Raw genomic sequence first — 19,561 nt, 5'->3', positions numbered from 1 at the left:
GTTACCATCCAAAGCCCTGCACCAGTTTCGGATTGTTGAGCAGGTCCCAGTTTTCCAGCGGCCAGAGGTAGTTGCGGGTCTGGAACGTTTGCCGGTAGAGGGTTCTGACGCGGTAGTAGAAAATGGGGTCCGACTGGTCCACATCCCAACCGGTAACAGGTTTGTTCAGTTCTTCCATACTTTTTTTCCAGCGGCGGAGATCCCAGAAGCGGGCGCCTTCCATTGCGAGTTCTATTAATCTTTCCTGCTGAATGATCTGGCGGAACCCTTCTTTGGTCTGGTATTTTCCGGGCTGCCGGGAGTAGGCGGTCCATGCGGCTTGTACGCCTTGCAATCCTGCGCGGGCGCGTACTTTATCGATGTAGGTAAACGCGACGGGTTGCGGACCTGCTGTTTCATTCAATGCTTCTGCGTAAAGCAGGTACAGATCGGCGAGCCGCATTTCCGGCCAGGGGTGTGTTTCTACAAAGAGACCTTGTCCTTCGAGGATTTCACTTTTCCAGTTCACCAGTTTCTTTGCGAAGTAGCCGGTAACGTTATTATCGTAGATATTTTTGCGGGTTTGCCATTGGCCTGCTTTGGATTCAATGTGGAACATTTTCTTCTGCATCATCCATATGGCGCCGTCGAATGCGAGGTCGGCGTAGAAGCGTGGCTCGCGGTTGAAGTGCATGGCTGCGGTGGTGTATCCTTCCTGTATGAGTTCTCCTTCTGCTTTCACCGCCGTTCTGAGTTTCATGCGGCCGGCGTAATCGAAGGTTTTGTCTTCGCTCATAGGCACGCCTTTGTCTGTATAAAACTGCTCTGCAATTTTCATGGTGGGCGCCAGGCTGCCCAGTACCGATTCATTGCCTATGCGGGCAGGATCGAGGCGGGGCATGGCCTGCCGTTGTATTTCGTAGGTGCTTACACTGGGGTTGGCCCAGATGATTTCCGGGTTCCATTGTTCGCAGGTGCTGTTGCGGATAGACATCTGCCGGGTGAGTGTATCCGACAACGTTACCCCAAGCTGGCTGAAGGTGTAGAGCAGCATGTCGGTGCTTTCGCATGCGTCTATGGCTGCTTTGCAGGCATCAGCGGCAACTTTCCATTTGTTGGCATCGTAGGCGGTATTGAAGAGGGGAGCGCCGTCCGGATTTTTGAAAGCGGTGTAATCGGTGTTGCCGTTGTACAGCGGACTGGCAGCGGTTACCAATACACGCGCTTTGATGGCGAGTGCAATCGGTTTGGTGATGCGTCCCAGTTCTGTAGAGCGGTCCGCAATGATTTCCGGCAATCCTGCAGCGGCAGTGTCCAGCAGGTGCGAGATGTAGCTGAACACCGTATCCACATGTTCGCGCGGCACTTTGGTTTCTTCCGCGGTGCTGGAAATGGGGAGGTTGTACCGGATCACGGGAACAGGGCCGTACTGGCGGAGCAGCAGCCAGTGATAATATGCCTTGAGAAAAATCACTTCTGCACTCCAGCGGTTTACTTCACTCTGGCGCATGTCTACCACTTTATGGATATTTTCCAGGAAGATGTTACAGTCGCGCAGCGCCCTGTAGTACCTGCCCCAGTTAGACATATACACGTTGTTGGCGCTCTGGAAGCCCTGTGCTACCTGCCAGGGTGTTTCGCTGGTGCTGTATGGGCGTACCATCCAGAACTCATCGCCGGCCACGAGGGCGGGATTGGTGGAGAGGTCCGCGCTGTTGGGAAGATAGGAGTAACAGGTAAACAGGTACTTTTCTGCTTCTGCGCGCATGGTAAAAGCATTGTCGATGGTGGCCACATTATCCGGCACTACATCGAGGAATTTTTTACAGGAAGCGACAGATAGCAGGAGTATGCATAGCCCGCACCATTGCAGGTAGCGGCGTATATTGAGCGTATTGGTATGTTTCATATTTGCACAGTTAAACGGTGAATCAAAGTCCCAGGGTTATTCCCATATTGATAACCCTTTGTACCGGGTAGCCAAGTCCGTTGCCTCCCATTTCAGGATCCCAGGTTTTAAATTTGCTGATCGCAAAAAGATTGGAGGCATTGGCGTAGATGCGTGCGTTGGTCATGCGTACACGATCCAGCAGCTTTTTGGAAAAAGTGTATCCCATTTCGAGAGACTTTAACCGGAGGAAGTCGCCGCTGCGCATCCACCAGGTGGAGGTTTGATTGTTGTTGTTCACAAAATAATCGCTGAGGCGTGGCCACATCGCATAGAGGTTGCGGTTACTTTCGCTCCAGTGATCATCTGCAATGGCTTGTAACAGGCCATGCTGCCCGCCTTCATTGAGTACGAACGGTGAAATTTCGTAGGAGCTGATAAAGAAGGAAGAACGCGCAGAGCCCTGGAAGAAAAAGCTAAGGTCCAGTTGTTTGTAACCAAAAGAAAATCCGAAGCCGTAAGTGATTTCCGGTGTGGTGGGCAACCCGATGGGTACGGCATCGGAGGCGTTGATTTGCCCGTCGCCATTTACATCATGGTATTTGATATCTCCGCCCATTACTACCTGTCCCCAGTTCTGGTAGGCCGAATTGGCTACTTCCTGTTCATCTACAAATAATCTTTCTGCGATATAGCCCCAGGCTTGGGAAAGTGGTTGTCCTACGCGGGAGCGGTATGCTTCGGGGTAAATGGGTTCTTCATTTACCAGCAGTTTACTGGTGGCGTAGGTGAAGTTGCCGCGGAACTGTACGAAGGAATTGTTGTTGAAGCTTTTCGTATAGTCGACGGAGAGATCCACGCCTTTACCGGAGGCTTCGCCTACATTGGCCTGTGTGGCGGCATTCAGCCCCATTGTGCTGGGGATGGTGCTACGTGTCATGAGGATATTTTTCCGGTGTTCCTGGTACACATCCAACGTGATGTTCATGGCGTTGAAGAGGCCGAGTTCCATACCGAGATTTGTTTTGTATGATTTTTCCCAGGTGATGTCGCGGTTTTCATAACGGTTCACGGAAACGCCATCGCGGTAGTAGCTTCTTCTTTCTCCGAAGGAGGCGCCTTTGCTATTGTCGTTCATATTTACTTCCGACAGGTAGAAGAAGCGGTCGTTTTCATTTCCGATCTGATCGTTACCTACCAGTCCGTAGGTAGCGCGGAGTTTCAGTTTATCTATTTTTTTGGAGAACGGTTTAAAGAAGGCTTCGTTCTGGAGGTTCCAGGCGATACCGGCGGAGGGGAAAAATCCGAAGCGGTGGTTGCTGGCAAACCTTTCAGAGCCGTTGTATCCAAAATTAAATTCCGCGAGATAGCGGCTGTCGTAGTCGTAGGTAAACCTGCCGGATACGCCCTGGTTGCGGTGTGGCAGGGATGTTTGCAGCGAGCCGGCGTTTGCGGTAAGGTAGTTGCGTACCAGGCCGATGAGCATACCGGACACGTTGTGTACTTTATTGAACTGCTGGTTGTAGTTCACCGCGGCTTCCATGTATGCGGTGGTGTTGAGTATTTTATTACCGGGTTCATAGCCCAGGTATTCGGTACCGTTGGTATTGAGAGAAGTGAGTACCGGTTGTTTGGTGAACTGGTCATACTTCATGGTATAAAAATAAGGCGTGTACCTGCGTGTAACATCGAAATAGGAGTAGCGTTCTGTGTAACCCATAAGCCGGGCGGTGAGTCCGGGCAGCAGGAATTTGAAGTCCTGTTTCAGTTCCAGCTGCACCAGCAGGGTAGAGGTATTGTATTGCTGATAGCCGGAAACGGAGTTGGCGTAAGGGTTGTTATAGAGATTGCCTCCGTTGCCGGGCAGGCTGTTAAAGCCCGGTTTTACAGCGTTACCAAACAATGGATGTTTCAGTTCCGGTGCATAGCTGGCGGGATAAACAGCGGGGAACATCACGGGATTGGCCCACACAGTTTGTGAAAAGAGGCCGGCGCCGCCGCCTACGGGTCCGTTATAATCATCGAACTGGCCGTAGGTGCGTACAATTGCCTGTGAAGTGGGAGTGAGGTTGATGTTTACATTAGAGCGCAGCGAATAATTTTTTAGTTTGATGTTACTGTTGAAGTTATTCCGCTGATCTACGTTCAGTACGCCATTGTCCACATTATAAGTACCGGCAATATAGAACTGGGCTATTTTTCCACCGCCTTTCAGGTTGAAGTTGGTACGCTGGTTTACGGTGTAGTCTTTGATCAGTTGTTCGATCCAGTTATTATTCGGGTACAGCAGCGGATCATCGCCGGCGGCGGTATGATCTATTTTCGACTGGGAATATTGTACATCCTGCAGCGGGAACCTGGTAAGCACGGCTTCATTGGCCAGCTTCATGTAGGTGATGTTGTCTGCAAATTTGAAGTTGCGGGTATTGCTGGAGATGGAGTTTTCGAAGCGTACATTAAAAGATGTTTTTGCTTCCACGCCGGATTTGGTGGTTACCAATACCACGCCGTTGGCGCCCCTGGCGCCGTAGAGGGATGATGCGGTGGCATCTTTCAGGATAGAAAAACCGGCGATATCATCCGGCTGCAGGCGGGCGAGATCGTTGGTGCTGGATTCCATACCATCGATGAGGATGAGTGGATCTACCTTACCGGTTCCGAAGGTGGTGATACCGCGTATAAAGAAGCTGGCATTATCCCTGCCGGGTTCCCCGCTGCGCTGGTAGGAGATTACACCCGACAGGCGGCCGGCGAGCATGGTAGTAAGGTTGCTGGTGGGGCCTTTCAGCTCTTTTGGATTGATGCTGGTAACCGCACTCACCATGCTGGTTTTTTTCTGGGTGCCATAGGCTACCACTACCACTTCTCCTACATCCGATACTTTTTGCTGCATCGTTATCTTCAGGAGTTTATCGTTTTTCACCTGTACGGCCTGTGGCAGCATACCGATCATGGTGAAGAGGAGGCTGTCGCCTACATTGGCTTCTATGGTGAAGATGCCGAGTTCGTCGGTGAGGGCGTTGGTACGGGATGTTTTATTTACAACGGACACGCCTACCATAGGGGTGCCGTTGCTTTCCGTTACCTGTCCTTTTATTTTTATGCGCACCACGCCGGTAGGAACGGTGGAGGCGATGAGCGTTTTCTTTTTAAGGATAATTGTTTTTTTAACGATGGTCCAGGTAAGTGGCTGGTCCCGGAAAATATCGTCCAGCAAGCGTTCCAGCGGAACGTTTTCCAGTGAACAGTTAACCGGTCTGGCGTTTTCCACCATTTGGAGGTCAAACACAAATACATACCCGGTTTGTTTCCTGATTGATTTAATCACTTCCGTGAGAGGGGCTGCTTTTACGTGGAGCGTAACGGGCTGCGCATAGCCGGTGGCGTGAGCCTGCAGAACGGCGGCGAGCAGCAGTAGAAAGGTTAGTTTCATAAAGCATAATAGTTTTTGGTTCGATGAAACATGCCACCGGTTATGGCGGACTTTCAGAGAAGTTTGCATCATTTTTTACTGCGATTTAGCATGTTATTAAGGTTGATGATGGAACAGGAACATAAGGGCATAGCTACGCCGGTGCGTACTGGCCGCTGCTGCTTATTCACTGTCGGTAAAAGCTTTGAATGTTAAGCTGTCGTTGATTTTGGCTGACTTATTTCTTTTTTCATAACTAAAAAAAATACGCGTGGTTTTTACGGACTTACTGTTATTGTTTTATCGTTGATGTTGAAATGAATACTACCTGTTAATTCCAGTTGTTGCAAAATATCTTTCAGGCTGTCGTGCCGGGAAAAGGTACCGGCGAAAGCTTTGTTTGTCAGCTCGCCTTCATAAACAAACTGTACATCGTACCAGCGGGATAGTTCGCGCATAATACTTTTGATGTTGCCATTAAATTCGAAGCGGCCTTCTTTCCAGGCGATGGCTGCATCTACATCGGCGTTGCTGATGCTGATACCATTATGTTCGCGGTTTACGAGCGCCTGCTGGCCCGGTTTCATTTGCCGTACCGTGTTTCCGCTGATGATGTTTACAGCTCCTTCCAGCAGGGAGGTGCAGATGTTTTGTTCTTCTTCATATGCCATCACATTAAAGTGGGTACCGAGTACCGCTATTTTCATGGTGTTGGCTTTTACAATAAAAGGCTGACTGGCCTGTTGCGCTATTTCAAAATATACTTCTCCCTGGATGGTTACTTCGCGGGTGCTGTCGGTAAATGCGGTGGGGAAACGGATGGAGGAAGCGGCATTGAGCCATGCTTTGGTGCCGTCGGGTAATACCAGCTGGTAGGTGCCACCTTTATTGGTATAGAGCGTATTGATGGTGGGGGTGATGGAATTGTTGCTGTTATACGAAAGCGTGTTGCCTTTACGGGCAACGGATACGCCGGTTTGTACATCTACTTCCGTGTCTTTATGTTGTTCCAGGTCGATCACTGCGCCATCGCCGCGTACCAGGCGGGCGTGTTCTTCTTTACGGGCAGGGGTGTGGTTGCTGGCCACGGGCCTGTTAACGGCGCTGGTTTTTACATATAATTTATAGCCTGCCAGCGCAAGTACGCCGAGCACGCAGGCCGCTATAGCTGCGCGTTTCCATACCGGCATAACGCGGATGGGCGCGGGCTGTGGCTCGCTGTTTTTTGTTTCCATGATCTGCTGCAGCATGTTGGCGGCGGTGTCGTCCGGCATGGCGCCGGCGTCGTCATCTGCATGCAGCAGCAGTTCGTCGAGCAGGTGTTTCAGTTCTTCGTCATGTGTTGACTGTTCCATCAGGAGCATAAACTCCTGTTGTTCTTCCGGGGTGCATTGCCGGGTGTAGTAACGATCAAACAGGTATCTGAATCGGGATACTGTCATGAATAGCGATTTGATTAAGGAGACTATAAAAAGAAGCACATGGGTTAGTGCCCGTGGAAATTTTTTTTAGCTGCACATCCATAACAGGATCAGGAATGTGTTGAGGTCCATGCGGGTGAGGCAAAAGGCGCGGATAGAGCGCATGGCGTTGGCCAGGTGTACTTTAATGGTTTCGGGGCTCAGCTGGAGGCGGTCGGCGATTTCATTTCTTTTCAGTCCTTCTTCCTTGCTGAGTTTATAGATCAGTTCCTGCTGGGGCGGCAGCTGGGCAATAGCATGCTGGAGGATCTGTTCATATTCCTTGTGAATGATGTGGGCATCCCTTACTTCCTGCACCATAGTGGCCGACAGTTCTGATTCCATGAGTTGTTCACGGGCCAGCAGCTTCAGCGAGGTGAAAATATGATTGCGGGTAGTAGTAAAGAGGTATGCTTTGAAGTGACTGATTTCATGGAGTTCATAGCGCTTCAGCCACATCTTCATAAAAACATCCTGTACAATATCCTCGGCCTGTGAGGCAGAGTTGAGCAGGCGGAAAGCAATAGCGTATATGCGGTGACGGTAGTGATGGAATACCCCCGCAAAGGCATGATCGTTGCCTTGAGCGAGGCTCAACAAAAGCTCCCTTTCATTGTAGGTGTTAATTTCCATACGTGGTTACAAGTACAACCAAATTACTTGATTTAGAGATAGCTTGTTAACCGTAAATTCGCCACGATTAATAGTATTTTAGCTTTTAGTAAACGCAGCGGGGAGCATGGTCTACCATATTTACCAAAAATGCGCTTACCTGCTGCATACCTCCCGGCCACCGCCTGCTATTCCTAAATGATTTAAATTAGCGGTTTAATATTATATAAGGACGATTAAATGTGACCAGGATTTATGGAAATAGCAAACGAAGCAACATACCAGGCTGCCGCCAAGGTGGCCGGAACAATAGAAGCACATTTTAAGAAACATCTCTGCGCCGCGAAAGAAAACGGGGAGGATGATCTCGCCACGGTGCCGGCTGCCTGGCAGGTGGAAAAGATTATTGACGTAGCCTTTTGGGCCAGCCTCCGCAAGGAAGAAGGGAATGCCATCCGGATTTCCCTGGCGTTTTTGCCTCCTGTACAGGCGGGCAAGCCCCTGCTTTTTGAGAAACCCCTGCTGCTTACGCCGCAGCTGCTCACCAAACTGGCGCCGGGCGTGGAACGCCCCGGTATTCATATTGGTGTATGGCCTGTGGGCGACGAGCTGTATGTATGGGGCACTACTATAAAACTACCCAACCTCTGCTTTGTACTGGACGTATCGGAGCCGGGACTCCTGGTGGTAAAACACCGCCGTGCGGCCGGATTGGGTAAATTTACCAATGTGGCCATGCTCCGCGGCGACCAGGTGAAGGTGGTGAATGAAGATAGTGGAACATTGCCTGATAGTCCGCCGATCCTGAAATCCCTGCTGGGGTTAACGCCTTCCTGTTTATGGAACAACAGCGTAAATGTATTGATACAAATAGCCGTGTCCATGCGGGCGCATAAGCGGGGTGGTATTTTACTGGTAACACCCTCCAACAGCGACGCCTGGCGCGAATCCATTATTCACCCGCTTCAATACCCCATCCACCCGGCCTTTTCCGGGGTGGCGGACCTGATGCGTTATGATGGCAAAAGCGTAACCGAAATTTTCTGGCAGAACGCGCTCCGCCGTGAAGTGGAGAATATCACCGGGCTTACGGCCGTAGATGGCGCTACTATTGTAAACGATCAGCAGGAGTTGCTGGCTTTTGGCGCCAAGATCACGCGCGCCAAAGATGCGTGGCCGATCGATAAAGTATTGCTGGCCGAGCCGATAGAAGGCGGCGTGCCTACGCTGATCCATCCGTCTGCCATCGGGGGAACGCGGCATTTATCTGCCGCCCAGTTTGTACACGACCAGCATGATTCGCAGGCGCTGGTAGCTTCGCAGGATGGGTACTTTACTATATTTTCCTGGTCCAATCACCAGCAGCTGGTACAGGCGCACCGGATCGATATCCTGCTGATATAATGGCGCTATTCCTTACTTTGCAGCCTCTTTATGCATAGATACTTCATTATTAACAAGCCTTTTGATATGGTGTCGCAGTTTGTCAGCTCTCACGATGTGAGGTTGCTGGGGGAACTGCCGTTTGAGTTCCCGGAAGGGACGCATGCTATTGGCCGGCTGGACAATCATTCCGAAGGGTTGCTGATATTAACCACCAATAAAAAGGTGACGCGGTTGCTGTTCCAGGGGAAGATGCCGCATGAGAGAACGTATCTCGTAAAAGTAAAAGGGGAGATGAGCGAAGCTACCCTGCAGCGTTTGAAAGAGGGCGTGCCTATTTGCGTGGGCGAAGGCGAGGAATATATTACCACGCCGTGCCGGGTGGAAATAGTGGAGCGCCCGGATGGATTGTTTGATCATCCGCGGGAGCTGCCTTTTAAAGTGCCGCATACCTGGCTGCTGATCACTTTAACTGAAGGGAAATTCCACCAGGTGCGTAAAATGGTAGGGGCGGTGAGTCACCGCTGCCAGCGGCTGATCCGCGTGTCTATCGAAAACCTGTTACTGGGGGATCTGCAACCCGGCGAAGTAAGGGAACTGCCCGAAGAAGAGTTTTTTCACCTGTTGAAAATAACAGATTACAACGATTAGCATCTGCGGCGGATTAATATAGCTGCATGATAAGCGAAGATCCCATTAGTTTACTGCAACGTTTCTTATTAGGTTTGCCGTTTGGACATCATGCTTTAACGAGATTTTTTATGAAGAAGATTTTCTTGCTTGCAGGGGCTTTGTGTTTACTGATGCAGGCTACCTTCGCGCAATCTGAGCGCTATCCCTTAATTCCTTATCCGCAGCAACTGGAGGCCAGGACCGGGTCATTTGTAATTACGCCTGCTACCAGACTGGTGTTGCCGGCTAACCGGACCGCCTTTACTACCGAAACGGCGCAACTGCAATCGTTGTTGACCCAGGCATTGGGTAAGCCATTACGCGTGACAAAGAAAGCCGTGAAAGGCGCCATTGTGCTGCAACAGAACTCCGCGCTGGCAGGAGCGGAAGACTATACGATGGATGTAACCGCGCAGCAGTTGCTGATTACCGCCGGCACGCCAACAGGATTTTTCCGCGCTATTCAAACATTGCGGCAGCTGATGCCGGCTGCTGTAGAAACAGCGCCTGCGTTAAAAAGCGTCGCCATTCCGGCCATGCTCCTGAAAGATCATCCGGCCTACGGCTGGCGTGGTATGCACCTGGATGTATCCCGTCATTTCTTCTCGGTTGATTATCTCAAAAAATTCATCGACTTACTGGCACTATATAAAATGAATAAGCTGCACCTGCACCTGACCGATGATCAGGGCTGGCGCATAGAAATAAAGAAGTACCCGTTGCTCACTTCACAGGGCGCCTGGAGAGAGTTTAACAACCAGGATTCTGTTTGTATGAAGATGGCTGTCAATAATCCTGATATGGCTATTGATACGCAGCACATCATTCATAAAGATGGTAGAACGCTGTATGGCGGCTTTTATACGCAGGAGCAGATGCGCGGTATTATCCGCTATGCGGCCGACAGGCAGGTGGAAATTATTCCAGAAATAGACATGCCGGGTCATATGATGGCGGCTATCAGGGCATATCCTTTTCTTGCCTGCAGCGGTGAAATTGGCTGGGGCAAGACTTTCTCCACGCCGATTTGTCCGTGTAACGAATCTACTTTTGCTTTTGCGGAAGATGTGTTTACAGAAATTGCCGCATTGTTTCCTTCCAAATATATTCACCTCGGTGCGGATGAAGTAGAGAAAACCAGCTGGGCTGCTTCTCCGCTGTGTGCCGAAGTGATGAAGGCCAATAACCTGAAAACGGTAGAAGAGCTGCAGAGTTATTTTGTAAAACGGATGGAGAAATTTTTCCACTCGAAAGGCAAGGTGCTGATTGGCTGGGATGAGATATTGGAAGGAGGTATCAGTCCTACGGCAGTGCTGATGTACTGGCGCGCCTGGGTGCCTGATGCTCCTGTAAAAGCAGCGCGGCACGGCAACGCAGTGATCATGACGCCAGGCAACCCGCTGTATTTCGATGCCGTTCCCGATCGCAACTCCATTTATAATGTATATCATTTTCAGCCGGTGCCCAAAGGCTTAACAGCCGACGAAGCGAAGCACATTATGGGTGCGCAGGCGAATATCTGGACAGAGTACATTCCTTCGGAGAAGCGCGCCGACTATATGTTTATGCCGCGCATGACCGCGCTGGCCGAAGTGTTGTGGACCAACCGCAACAACTACGACAGCTACCTGCAACGCCTGAACGAACAATACAAACGCCTGGATTTGCTGGGTGTACACTATCGCTTACCCGACCTGGATGGTTTTACAGAAGATAATGTGTTTGTAGACCAGGTGGCACTGGAAGTAAAGAAGCCACTAACGGACATGACTATCCGCTATACAACGGATGGTACTATTCCGGGTGAGCAGGCAGCCGTGTTACCGGACAACTATGTTATCCGTGAGCCGCAAACGATAAAGCTGGCGGCTTTCAGTCCGGCGGGCAACCGGGGCGATATTTACACCCTTCGTTACCGCAAAGAAGCCTACCGCAAAGCTACCGTGGTAAAAGATGCGCGGCAGGGTTTGAAGCTGGATTATTTTGAAGGCGCCTATAAAAGCGCTACCAAAATCAAGGAGCAGGCCGACAGCTCCATCCGTGTGAACAATGTTATCATTCCGGAAGGCATGGGTAAAGGCGGCGGTCCGTTTGGCGCAAGGGTGTATGGTTATATCAACGTACCGGCTACCGGCATCTACAGCTTTTACCTCACCGCAGATGATGGCGCCATATTATATATCGACGACCAGGAAGTGGTGAATAACGACGGCTGGCATGCGCCGTTGCAGAAAAGCGGGCAGGTAGCGCTGGAGAAAGGCTGGCATCCCATTAAAGCAGCGTTTGTAGAAGGCGGAGGCGGATACACGCTGAAGCTGGAATACAGCGTAAATGGCAGCAAGCTGCAACCCGTGCCGGACAGCTGGCTGGGAGCAGGGTTATAAAAAAGAGGTGTTTAAAAAATAAAGGAAGCGGGTAGCGGTAAGCTATCCGCTTCTTTACTTTTTGGGAAGTGGATTTTTTTGTTATTTTTGATACCATCTATGCGTATTATAAAAATATTCCTGTTCCTGTTAATCCTCAGTCAACCGGCATTTGCAACAGATGCCGCGCTGGCGAAGATCCTGGCCTCCCTTAGTTCTGAGCAAAGAACGTTGTTGTATCAATATGGCACCTTAAACACCTGGGCAAGTGCTGCGGAAGCAGACAGCTTCTGGCGTGTGCACCAACCGGCGTTGAACGCTATTACCCCTGAGCAGGGTAAGCTGCTGGCAACGGAGTTGCTGAATAATACAGAGCTTACCTATACTATTAAGAAGCCTTCGCGGTTGCAGGCGCTCCGGGGCGTGTTTACCGCTTCCCGGCTGTTGCTGGGGCTGGCCGCGCTGGTAGCTGCTTTTGCGGCAGTGCAGTTGATTGGCCGGTATTTACCGGGCGCCTGGCAATGGCTGGTCAGGAATTTTTACCCGTTGTTCCGGCGGTTATTTTCGCCGCAGATGCTTAGCTGGGAGTTGCTGATAGTAGCGCTGGCGGGTATTTACTGGGGGCCTTTGATCCCGGAGCTGATTATCCGTACCGTTGTAATTCACGTGGGATTGGTGCTGTTATGGACGCAACTAACGGCCATCCTTACACGCCGGTATTTTGCGAAGCAGTATACACATATTATTCTGCAGAGTTTTGATCATTACAACACGCCGTTGCAGGCTTTTTTATATGTATCTGTGCCGGCGCTTCTTACATCCGGTGCGGTGTTGTGGGTGATGCAGGTGTGCGCGGATGTATGGTATCCGTATGAAGTGATAGTGCCTGCTATGGTGGGTATATTTACATTGCCGCCTTTACGGAGCATGGAAAAGGCATTGAGCCGTTTACTGTTTCCTTTTTCCTATGAGCGGTTGCGGCCGAAAGATCAGCGTGCCGCCTCTTATGTGCTTATTTCCCTGCTGGTGTGGGTGGTGTTGTTATTGGCGCCGGTATTGCTGAAAGAGGCATTGCTGATGCTGACCGTTTTCCTGACGGGGGCGTTGCTGTTTATCTCCATAGCAGATGTAATTCACAGCGGTGGTAAAAACTATATCTGGCTGCAATTGGTTACACTGGGCTTTCTTTTTGCGGTGGTAGTGATGGGATCGCAGCTGGGGATACTTTTACTTACCTGGACAGGCATGGGCGGACTGCTGGTGTATTTGCTGATCAAGTACTGGGAACTGCCGGTGGTGCTGGGCTGGAGCTGGAAGAATAAGAAGGCGTGGGGTGCGTTGGGTATGGCAGTGCTGATATGGGGGATTGCCACATTAATCCGTTCCCGTCCGGAATGGTTTGCCTTCTTTCACTAATATTTAATGAAGAATTTGATGCAAAAGTGTATTTTTGCGCTCCTTACATGCACGGCATTTAATTAATTTAAGATACGCGCAGATCCGAAACCGTACTGACAAGGCTTCTCAGGGCCTCCAAGGCGGGAGTAGGGTTTGCGCTTTTTTATTTTCTTTCCTCCGGAGATATTTTTTTCGACAGCTGCTACTAATCACGTTTATGGGACCGGGACGTTTTTTTATGAACGGTTATGATTCCCCCGGAAAATGTAATACATTTAATAATTGTATTTAATACGCTTAATCGATTTATCAAATCCCGTTATGGTGAGAACACTTGCATTTTTGGCCCTGCTGGGCATTGGCGGCAGCGCTGTAGCACAACAAAAGGCTCCGTCTTATCCTTTGATCACGCATGATCCTTACTTCAGTATCTGGTCGGCCACCGATGAATTGAATGGCAGTACCACCAAACACTGGACCGGCGCGGCTCAGTCGCTGACCGGGTTTGTAAAAGTGGACGGCATTACCTACCGGGTGCTGGGGCAAAACGAGCAGAGCTACCAGGCCATAGCTGCCACCAGCGATGAAGCGCCTTACCAGGTAAAGTACACCGAAACCGCCCCTGCAGAGGGCTGGATGCAAAACTCCTTTGACGACAAAGCCTGGAAATCAGGGAAAGCGCCATTTGGCGATAACGTAGCTTCCGGCGGCACCCACTGGGAAAGCCGCGAGCTGTGGACCAGGAGAACATTCGATGCCGGCGACCTGTCGGCCGCAGAGTTATTCCTGAAAATCTCTCATGATGATAATATTACTGTATACCTCAACGGAGAAGAAATTTACGGGCATAAAGGCTGGCTGAATCAATACATCTACAAACCGATACCAGAGGCCGTAAAAAGTAAGTTGAAGGCGAAAGGCAACGTACTGGCCGTACATATCCTCAACACCGCCGGCGGCGCCTTCCTGGATGCAGGCATTGCGCGTTTGGTGCCTCCTCCGGGCAACAAAGGCATAGAGAAAGGGATACAGACAGCGGTGAACATCAACGCTACACAAACCAGCTACCAGTTCACCTGCGGCAAAGCAGATGTAACCCTCACCTTTACCTCTCCCTTGCTGATGGACGACCTGATGCTGCTGTCGAGGCCCATCTCTTATATTTCTTATAAAGTAAGCTCCAACGACAACGCCGCTCACAAAGTGCAGGTGTACTTTGGCGCCTCTACCAACATCAGCGTAAACGTGCCCGCACAGGCAGTAACCACCTCTAAATATACCAACGGACAGCTCTCCGTTTTAAAAGCCGGCACCAAAGAACAGCCTATGCTGAAAAAGAAAGGCGACGACCTGCGGATAGACTGGGGTTACATGTACATTGCCACACCAACGGCCACCCGCCCGGTGCAATATGTAAGCAACGCCGGTGATGCGATGGCTGCATTTGCCAACGGTACCTCCGCCAGCACCAAACTGGATAAGCAACTGGTGCTTAGCACCGCTGTGGACCTGGGCGCCGTAAACGCCACGCCTAAAGAACAGCTGTTCCTGCTCGGCTACGATGACCTCTACGCTTTACAGTATTTCAATACCAACCTGAAAGCATGGTGGAAAAATGATGCCACCCAAACCATCGATAAACAACTGAATGCCGCCTATACCGATTACGCTTCCATCCTCGGCAAATGCGCGAAATTCAATGCGCAGCTGCGTAAAGATGCCGTAAGCGCCGGCGGCGAAACGTACGCAAAACTCTGCGAACTGGCCTACAGACAAGCTATTTCCGCACACAAACTGGCTAAGAGTCCGCAGGGAGAAATCCTTTTCCTTTCCAAAGAAAACTTCAGCAATGGTTGTATTAATACGGTAGATGTTACCTACCCATCTGCCCCGCTGTTCCTGCTCTACAACCCCGACCTACTGAAAGGCATGATGAACGGCATCTTCTATTTCTCTGAAAGCGGCAAATTCACCGAGCCTTATGCCGCACACGACCTGGGCACCTATCCACTCGCCAACGGACAAGCCTACGGCGAAGGCATGCCGGTAGAAGAATCCGGTAACATGCTGGTGCTGGCAGGCGCTATTGCCCGCGCAGAAGGCAACGCGGACTACGCCAAAAAACACTGGAAAACGCTCACCACCTGGGCGGAATACCTGCTGAAAGAAGGCTTCGATCCCGCTAATCAACTATGTACAGATGATTTTGCAGGCCACCTTGCGCGTAATACCAATCTTTCTTTGAAAGCGATTGCCGGTATCCGTTCATACGCTATGCTGGCGAAGCTGCAAGGTCTTACCGATGTTGCCACCAAATACGAAAACGCCGCCAAAGAAATGGCCGCCAACTGGGTGAAGCTCGCTGATGATGGTGATCATTTCAGTCTTGCTTTCGAAAGCAAAAATACCTGGAGCCAGAAGTACAACATGGTATGGGACAAAGTGCTCAACTTTAACTTATTTCCCGCGGCAGTGTACAAAAAGGAAACAGACTTTTACCTGACCAAACAACATAAATTCGGACTACCACTGGACAGCCGTAAAACCTACACCAAATCAGACTGGATTATGTGGACGGCTGTACTTACTGATAACTCTTCCGACTTTGACGCGCTGGTAGCACCTTTATATACCTATGTAACGGGCACGACTACACGGGTACCGCTAAGCGACTGGCATGAAACTACCAATGGGAAGATGGTGGGATTTCAGGCGAGGAGTGTAGTAGGAGGGTATTTTATGAAGATGCTGGATGCGAAGTTTAATCCTGCTGCTGTTTCTTTGAAATGATTTGCTATGCGCCCTTTCTGCGTTGTGTGGAAAGGGCTTCATTTCAATTGATGTGGATAAATTATTCAAAATGAGTTTGGAAGTAATTTAGAAATTCCTATCTTTGCACTCCGTTAAACAAAAAAGGAAGATTCCCTAGCTCAGTTGGTAGAGCAATACACTTTTAATGTATGGGTCTTGGGTTCGAGTCCCAAGGGGATCACTGGAGAAACTTGAAACCTGCGCACTGCGCGGGTTTTTTGTTTTTGGTCTATTTGTTAGTCTATCAAAGTGCGATTGCGCGATTCGTGTTTACTTAGTTTTATTTGGGTTGACTTGTCTTATACAAGATAGCATCTTTTTAGTTTTTAATGTATTCTCAAAGCATATATTTATAGTGAGAGTTATAATATCCCTGTAAAATCTTAATTTAGGAGCGATTTCCTAATCCCCAAATTATGCACCTATGGATAAAATGACAAGGCAATTATACTTCGATTTAAGCTTTAGTGCTATTGAAGTAATACTATACTGGTTCATGCTACGGAACTTGTACTTGAATTTTAACAAGAATGATTTTAATAGTCTGGATGATACTTCTCTACTGCTGTTTATTGTTTTATTAGGTGTACTGGTTTTTGGCCTTATCTATCAAAACATGCCAATTCGATTTCTTCGTAACGATGTGTCAAAACCCAGACAAGAACAAAAAGAGGCAGATGAAAAAAGGTATGAACATGATAATCCAAATTACTATCTTAATAAATTATCCTACGATTACCGGAAATTAGCAGCGACAGTAAGAAATACAGCTAAATTGTATCTAGGAGCCGGACTAGTGATTGCTGTATTGGGTGTTTATATATTTATAAGCAGTTTTTTTCAGAATCTAAAAGCTCCAGGTGAATTGAATTATATCGAAAAAGGTTTTTTCGTTTATGCAACTAGGACTAGCTCTTTGATTTTTATTGAATTAATTGCTTTTTTTTTACTTAAGCAATTTAGATTGACAAATGATGAGTCTAGATATTATGATTCCATAAAAAGGCAAATTGAAGGGCATTTACTTCTGAATAAGTTATTGGATCATTATAAGATTGCTCCAAGTGCCGAGATAATTGATAAATTTAAAATCTATGAAAATCTAGACAAGTTAAGCAGTGGGGAAACGACAATTCAACTTGAAAGTGTTAAATCCCCCGATACATTTATTGATTTATTTAAATCTGTTATCGATAAAATACCTAGTTCCCCGCCCTCAAAGCCAAGTTGAGATATGAATAGAATTATAGACAAAAGCATGATATGCAATTATTTTGCATCCAATTTTAAAATTTCTCCTAGTAATAAATAGACATTAAAAAATAAATTCCTTGCTTCTTGAGCATCAACATCAGAATGTACGCCTGCAGAACTTCTCTCATATAAGTTTTTAAGGTTTTGTCGAATTTTATTTCTTCTGGATTCACTTTCGCATCTTTGTGAAACATAAGCGTTAATCCTATTTAGAACCTTATCTGCTTTTAAAGATATTTCATTTCCTCCGAGCATAATTGGAATATCTGAAGGCGGATATATGTGATTTGCAAATGAGTCAATTATTCTTCGGCATGTAGTTAAAGCTTGGCTGATTGATTCTTTATCTGAATCAGAAAGTCGTGCTATCACCGATGGAATTTGATCCAATATATCACCTGAGTTTTTCGCTATCAGCAAATCTATTTCCTTTTTATATTCTTCAAAAATGCTTTCCGCAAGGTTGTCAAATATCCGCTCATAGTATACCGTGGTGGCGAAATCATGGAGTAGAGAAATAACTCTACTTCGGATGCCACTCAATCGCGATATTTCTGTTGATACGGCATGAAGGGCGTTCATAATATTGTTAATAGCTACATTTGCGGCTGCATAATTTGCATCTGGTATTCGTAGTTGTTTTATTTTTTCAGCTTGTGATTTAATAGATGCGTCTATTTGAGCTAATGGAATCCAGGATCCTTTTTTTTCATCGTAATTTATCCATCTGCCAGTTTTGGTCATATACTTCTCTGCCGTTGGATTATTGGATGGAAATCCTTGCATTTCCATTTTCAACCATTCCCTAATTTCTACTGCATCCGCATACCTGGCTAGTCTGGTTGTTTTTAATAGGATAGATTGAGCATCGATTTCTGACAGTTCAATATTATCAATAATTTCTTTTGCTAAATCTATAACGTGCTTAGACTTGGATTCCATTGATTGAAGTTTCGTTATTTTATGGGGTGCGATTGATTATTGTAATTACCTATAATGAGTGCATTTATATATCATATAGTGAAATATTATATTTTATAATATAGGAATATTGTTGTAATTTAAAGAAAAGGATTTGTGTTATGAAAAAGAACTTGCGGCGTTTGGCATCCTTTGCTACTTTTGATCTCCCTCTCAGTGTAGGCTATAGTCAGCTACAATTACGTGCAATTCACAAAGAACAAATAGGAACTATTCCGAGTTGGAATATTGATGGTACACGAAGAACGCTAATTGCTCATTACTGGTATAGGCATGTGCTTTATCACTTTCTATCATTGTTCGGCATTGCCCTACTTATTATTTTGCCTTTTAGCCCTTACTTTAATTTACTTTACTTATCTGTACTATGCATAGTGGGGGCCATAAGTTTTGGGATAGTCTACTTTTTTATCTATTTGCCTTTTTTTTCATCAGCCTTTCTTCCGCAGTTGGAAACCCTGATAGCAAACTACAAAAATGTACAGGTTGAAGTGCCACAAACCAAGAGTGCTAAAACCCAATCTAAAATTCCGGCCTTAACCACTATTCTTTATGCGCTTTTCAAAACAGCGGGAGCCGAAAGGATTGCTAGCGATGCTTTTTCAGCTCAGATGATAAACAGATTAACTGGTGTGGATACTGATAGCATTAAAGAAAATCTTCGAAGGATTATTCATCCTAAAACTCTAACGCCGAAAGAGCGGGCAGAAATAGTAAAGGGTATTGCCGTTGCAAGGGTGTACTTTGATAAACTTGGCCATTCACCAGCTATTAAGCTGCTGGATGAATTGGAAATGAAATTGGAAGGGGCTTGAAGGCCTTTTTTTTGTCATAATACCTAGCCGTAAGTATACTGAGTTTTTTAAGGTTGCCCGTAGGCGTATGTTTGTCACTCAAAACAGTAAATAGGTGAAAGGAAATGTACAAAAAGCTATAACCACAATGTTGTTTCCCTTTGATTCCGACCACTTTTGGTAACTGATTTATTAAATTCCCAGATTAGCCTACAATGCGCTGCTTAAGATTGGAGAGGTCTGCAATTTTTCCAAAGCATTGTTGGAATCTATTGATAATACGATGCTGGACTATTTTCACTTAGTTCATTACGCAATTTCATAGCGTAGTGCGCAATTATTTTTGTTAGACCAATTTCATTTAGGCTGATAAAATTATCAAGCCATATAATTTATTAAGTTGAAATAATGAATAGATATTTTTTATGTTGATTAAAAAATATTTATATTGTAGGGATAAGAAAAAATTACCCCTTTATTGAAACCCTAATTCATTTATTTTTAAAGTATTTTATATATACTTTCGTTCGCCTAAGTGAAATCGGATCAATTTA

12 protein-coding genes and 1 tRNA gene are annotated in these 19,561 nt (G+C 47.5%); 8 read left to right on the top strand and 5 right to left on the bottom strand.

The genetic code is table 11. From position 1 onward, the window contains the following. Nucleotide 1: 1 nt before the first annotated feature. The 4 genes from V7S65_RS31540 to V7S65_RS31525 all read right to left on the bottom strand — a co-directional run bounded on the left by V7S65_RS31540 (nt 2) and on the right by V7S65_RS31525 (nt 7,372). On the bottom strand, nt 2-1,888 hold the full coding sequence (locus V7S65_RS31540; RefSeq protein ID WP_336389530.1) for a RagB/SusD family nutrient uptake outer membrane protein: 1,887 nt from the start codon (nt 1,886-1,888) through the stop codon (nt 2-4). Nucleotides 1,889-1,910: 22 nt separating this feature from the next. Beyond that, nucleotides 1,911-5,300, bottom strand: coding sequence for a SusC/RagA family TonB-linked outer membrane protein (locus V7S65_RS31535; RefSeq protein WP_336389529.1), 3,390 nt, complete (start codon nt 5,298-5,300; stop codon nt 1,911-1,913). Nucleotides 5,301-5,557: 257 nt separating this feature from the next. Beyond that, nucleotides 5,558-6,721, bottom strand: coding sequence for a FecR family protein (locus V7S65_RS31530; RefSeq protein WP_336389528.1), 1,164 nt, complete (start codon nt 6,719-6,721; stop codon nt 5,558-5,560). A gap of 66 nt (nt 6,722-6,787) precedes the next feature. Beyond that, nucleotides 6,788-7,372 (bottom strand): RNA polymerase sigma factor, encoded by a 585-nt coding sequence (locus V7S65_RS31525; protein ID WP_079472317.1) that lies wholly within the window; start codon nt 7,370-7,372, stop codon nt 6,788-6,790. Nucleotides 7,373-7,606: 234 nt separating this feature from the next. On the opposite strand from V7S65_RS31525, the gene V7S65_RS31520 reads away from it, so the two are divergent. From V7S65_RS31520 to V7S65_RS31490, 7 genes are all read left to right on the top strand, one after another. After that, nucleotides 7,607-8,755, top strand: coding sequence for a putative sensor domain DACNV-containing protein (locus V7S65_RS31520; protein ID WP_336389527.1), 1,149 nt, complete (start codon nt 7,607-7,609; stop codon nt 8,753-8,755). A 30-nt stretch (nt 8,756-8,785) separates the two neighbouring features. Continuing rightward, nucleotides 8,786-9,385, top strand: coding sequence for a pseudouridine synthase (locus V7S65_RS31515; protein ID WP_111580356.1), 600 nt, complete (start codon nt 8,786-8,788; stop codon nt 9,383-9,385). Nucleotides 9,386-9,495: 110 nt separating this feature from the next. Beyond that, a complete protein-coding gene (locus tag V7S65_RS31510) occupies nt 9,496-11,790 on the top strand; it encodes a family 20 glycosylhydrolase (RefSeq protein ID WP_336389526.1) in 2,295 nt (764 codons plus the stop codon). A gap of 99 nt (nt 11,791-11,889) precedes the next feature. Beyond that, nucleotides 11,890-13,185 (top strand): hypothetical protein, encoded by a 1,296-nt coding sequence (locus V7S65_RS31505; protein ID WP_336389525.1) that lies wholly within the window; start codon nt 11,890-11,892, stop codon nt 13,183-13,185. Between the two features lie 303 nt (nt 13,186-13,488). Continuing rightward, entirely contained in the window at nt 13,489-15,957 is a 2,469-nt protein-coding gene (locus V7S65_RS31500) for a glutaminase family protein (RefSeq protein WP_336389524.1), read from the top strand. A gap of 129 nt (nt 15,958-16,086) precedes the next feature. Beyond that, nucleotides 16,087-16,159 (top strand) — tRNA-Lys (locus tag V7S65_RS31495). Between the two features lie 243 nt (nt 16,160-16,402). Beyond that, on the top strand, nt 16,403-17,209 hold the full coding sequence (locus tag V7S65_RS31490) for a hypothetical protein (protein WP_336389523.1): 807 nt from the start codon (nt 16,403-16,405) through the stop codon (nt 17,207-17,209). A 38-nt stretch (nt 17,210-17,247) separates the two neighbouring features. On the opposite strand, the gene V7S65_RS31485 is transcribed toward V7S65_RS31490, so the two are convergent. Next, nucleotides 17,248-18,174 carry an AbiTii domain-containing protein gene (locus V7S65_RS31485; protein ID WP_336389522.1) on the bottom strand — a complete coding sequence of 309 codons (927 nt, stop codon included), beginning with the start codon at nt 18,172-18,174 and terminating at the stop codon, nt 17,248-17,250. Between the two features lie 140 nt (nt 18,175-18,314). On the opposite strand from V7S65_RS31485, the gene V7S65_RS31480 reads away from it, so the two are divergent. Further along, complete coding sequence (locus V7S65_RS31480; RefSeq protein ID WP_336389521.1) at nt 18,315-19,028, top strand: hypothetical protein; 714 nt, start codon at nt 18,315-18,317, stop codon at nt 19,026-19,028. Nucleotides 19,029-19,561: the final 533 nt, after the last annotated feature.

Origin of the sequence: Chitinophaga sp. CCNWYY40 (assembly GCF_037483205.1) — a bacterium.
GTDB lineage: Bacteria > Bacteroidota > Bacteroidia > Chitinophagales > Chitinophagaceae > Chitinophaga > Chitinophaga ginsengisegetis.
This window is presented reverse-complemented; position numbering and strand designations above follow the sequence as displayed.

Coding starts and splice junctions, on each gene's coding strand:
- V7S65_RS31480 (WP_336389521.1), top strand. CDS start 18,315: ATGAAAAAGAACTTGCGGCGTTTGGCATCCTTTGCTACTTTTGATCTC.
- V7S65_RS31485 (WP_336389522.1), bottom strand. CDS start 18,174: ATGGAATCCAAGTCTAAGCACGTTATAGATTTAGCAAAAGAAATTATT.
- V7S65_RS31520 (WP_336389527.1), top strand. CDS start 7,607: ATGGAAATAGCAAACGAAGCAACATACCAGGCTGCCGCCAAGGTGGCC.
- V7S65_RS31535 (WP_336389529.1), bottom strand. CDS start 5,300: ATGAAACTAACCTTTCTACTGCTGCTCGCCGCCGTTCTGCAGGCTCAC.
- V7S65_RS31490 (WP_336389523.1), top strand. CDS start 16,403: ATGGATAAAATGACAAGGCAATTATACTTCGATTTAAGCTTTAGTGCT.
- V7S65_RS31530 (WP_336389528.1), bottom strand. CDS start 6,721: ATGACAGTATCCCGATTCAGATACCTGTTTGATCGTTACTACACCCGG.
- V7S65_RS31525 (WP_079472317.1), bottom strand. CDS start 7,372: ATGGAAATTAACACCTACAATGAAAGGGAGCTTTTGTTGAGCCTCGCT.
- V7S65_RS31540 (WP_336389530.1), bottom strand. CDS start 1,888: ATGAAACATACCAATACGCTCAATATACGCCGCTACCTGCAATGGTGC.
- V7S65_RS31505 (WP_336389525.1), top strand. CDS start 11,890: ATGCGTATTATAAAAATATTCCTGTTCCTGTTAATCCTCAGTCAACCG.
- V7S65_RS31510 (WP_336389526.1), top strand. CDS start 9,496: ATGAAGAAGATTTTCTTGCTTGCAGGGGCTTTGTGTTTACTGATGCAG.
- V7S65_RS31500 (WP_336389524.1), top strand. CDS start 13,489: ATGGTGAGAACACTTGCATTTTTGGCCCTGCTGGGCATTGGCGGCAGC.
- V7S65_RS31515 (WP_111580356.1), top strand. CDS start 8,786: ATGCATAGATACTTCATTATTAACAAGCCTTTTGATATGGTGTCGCAG.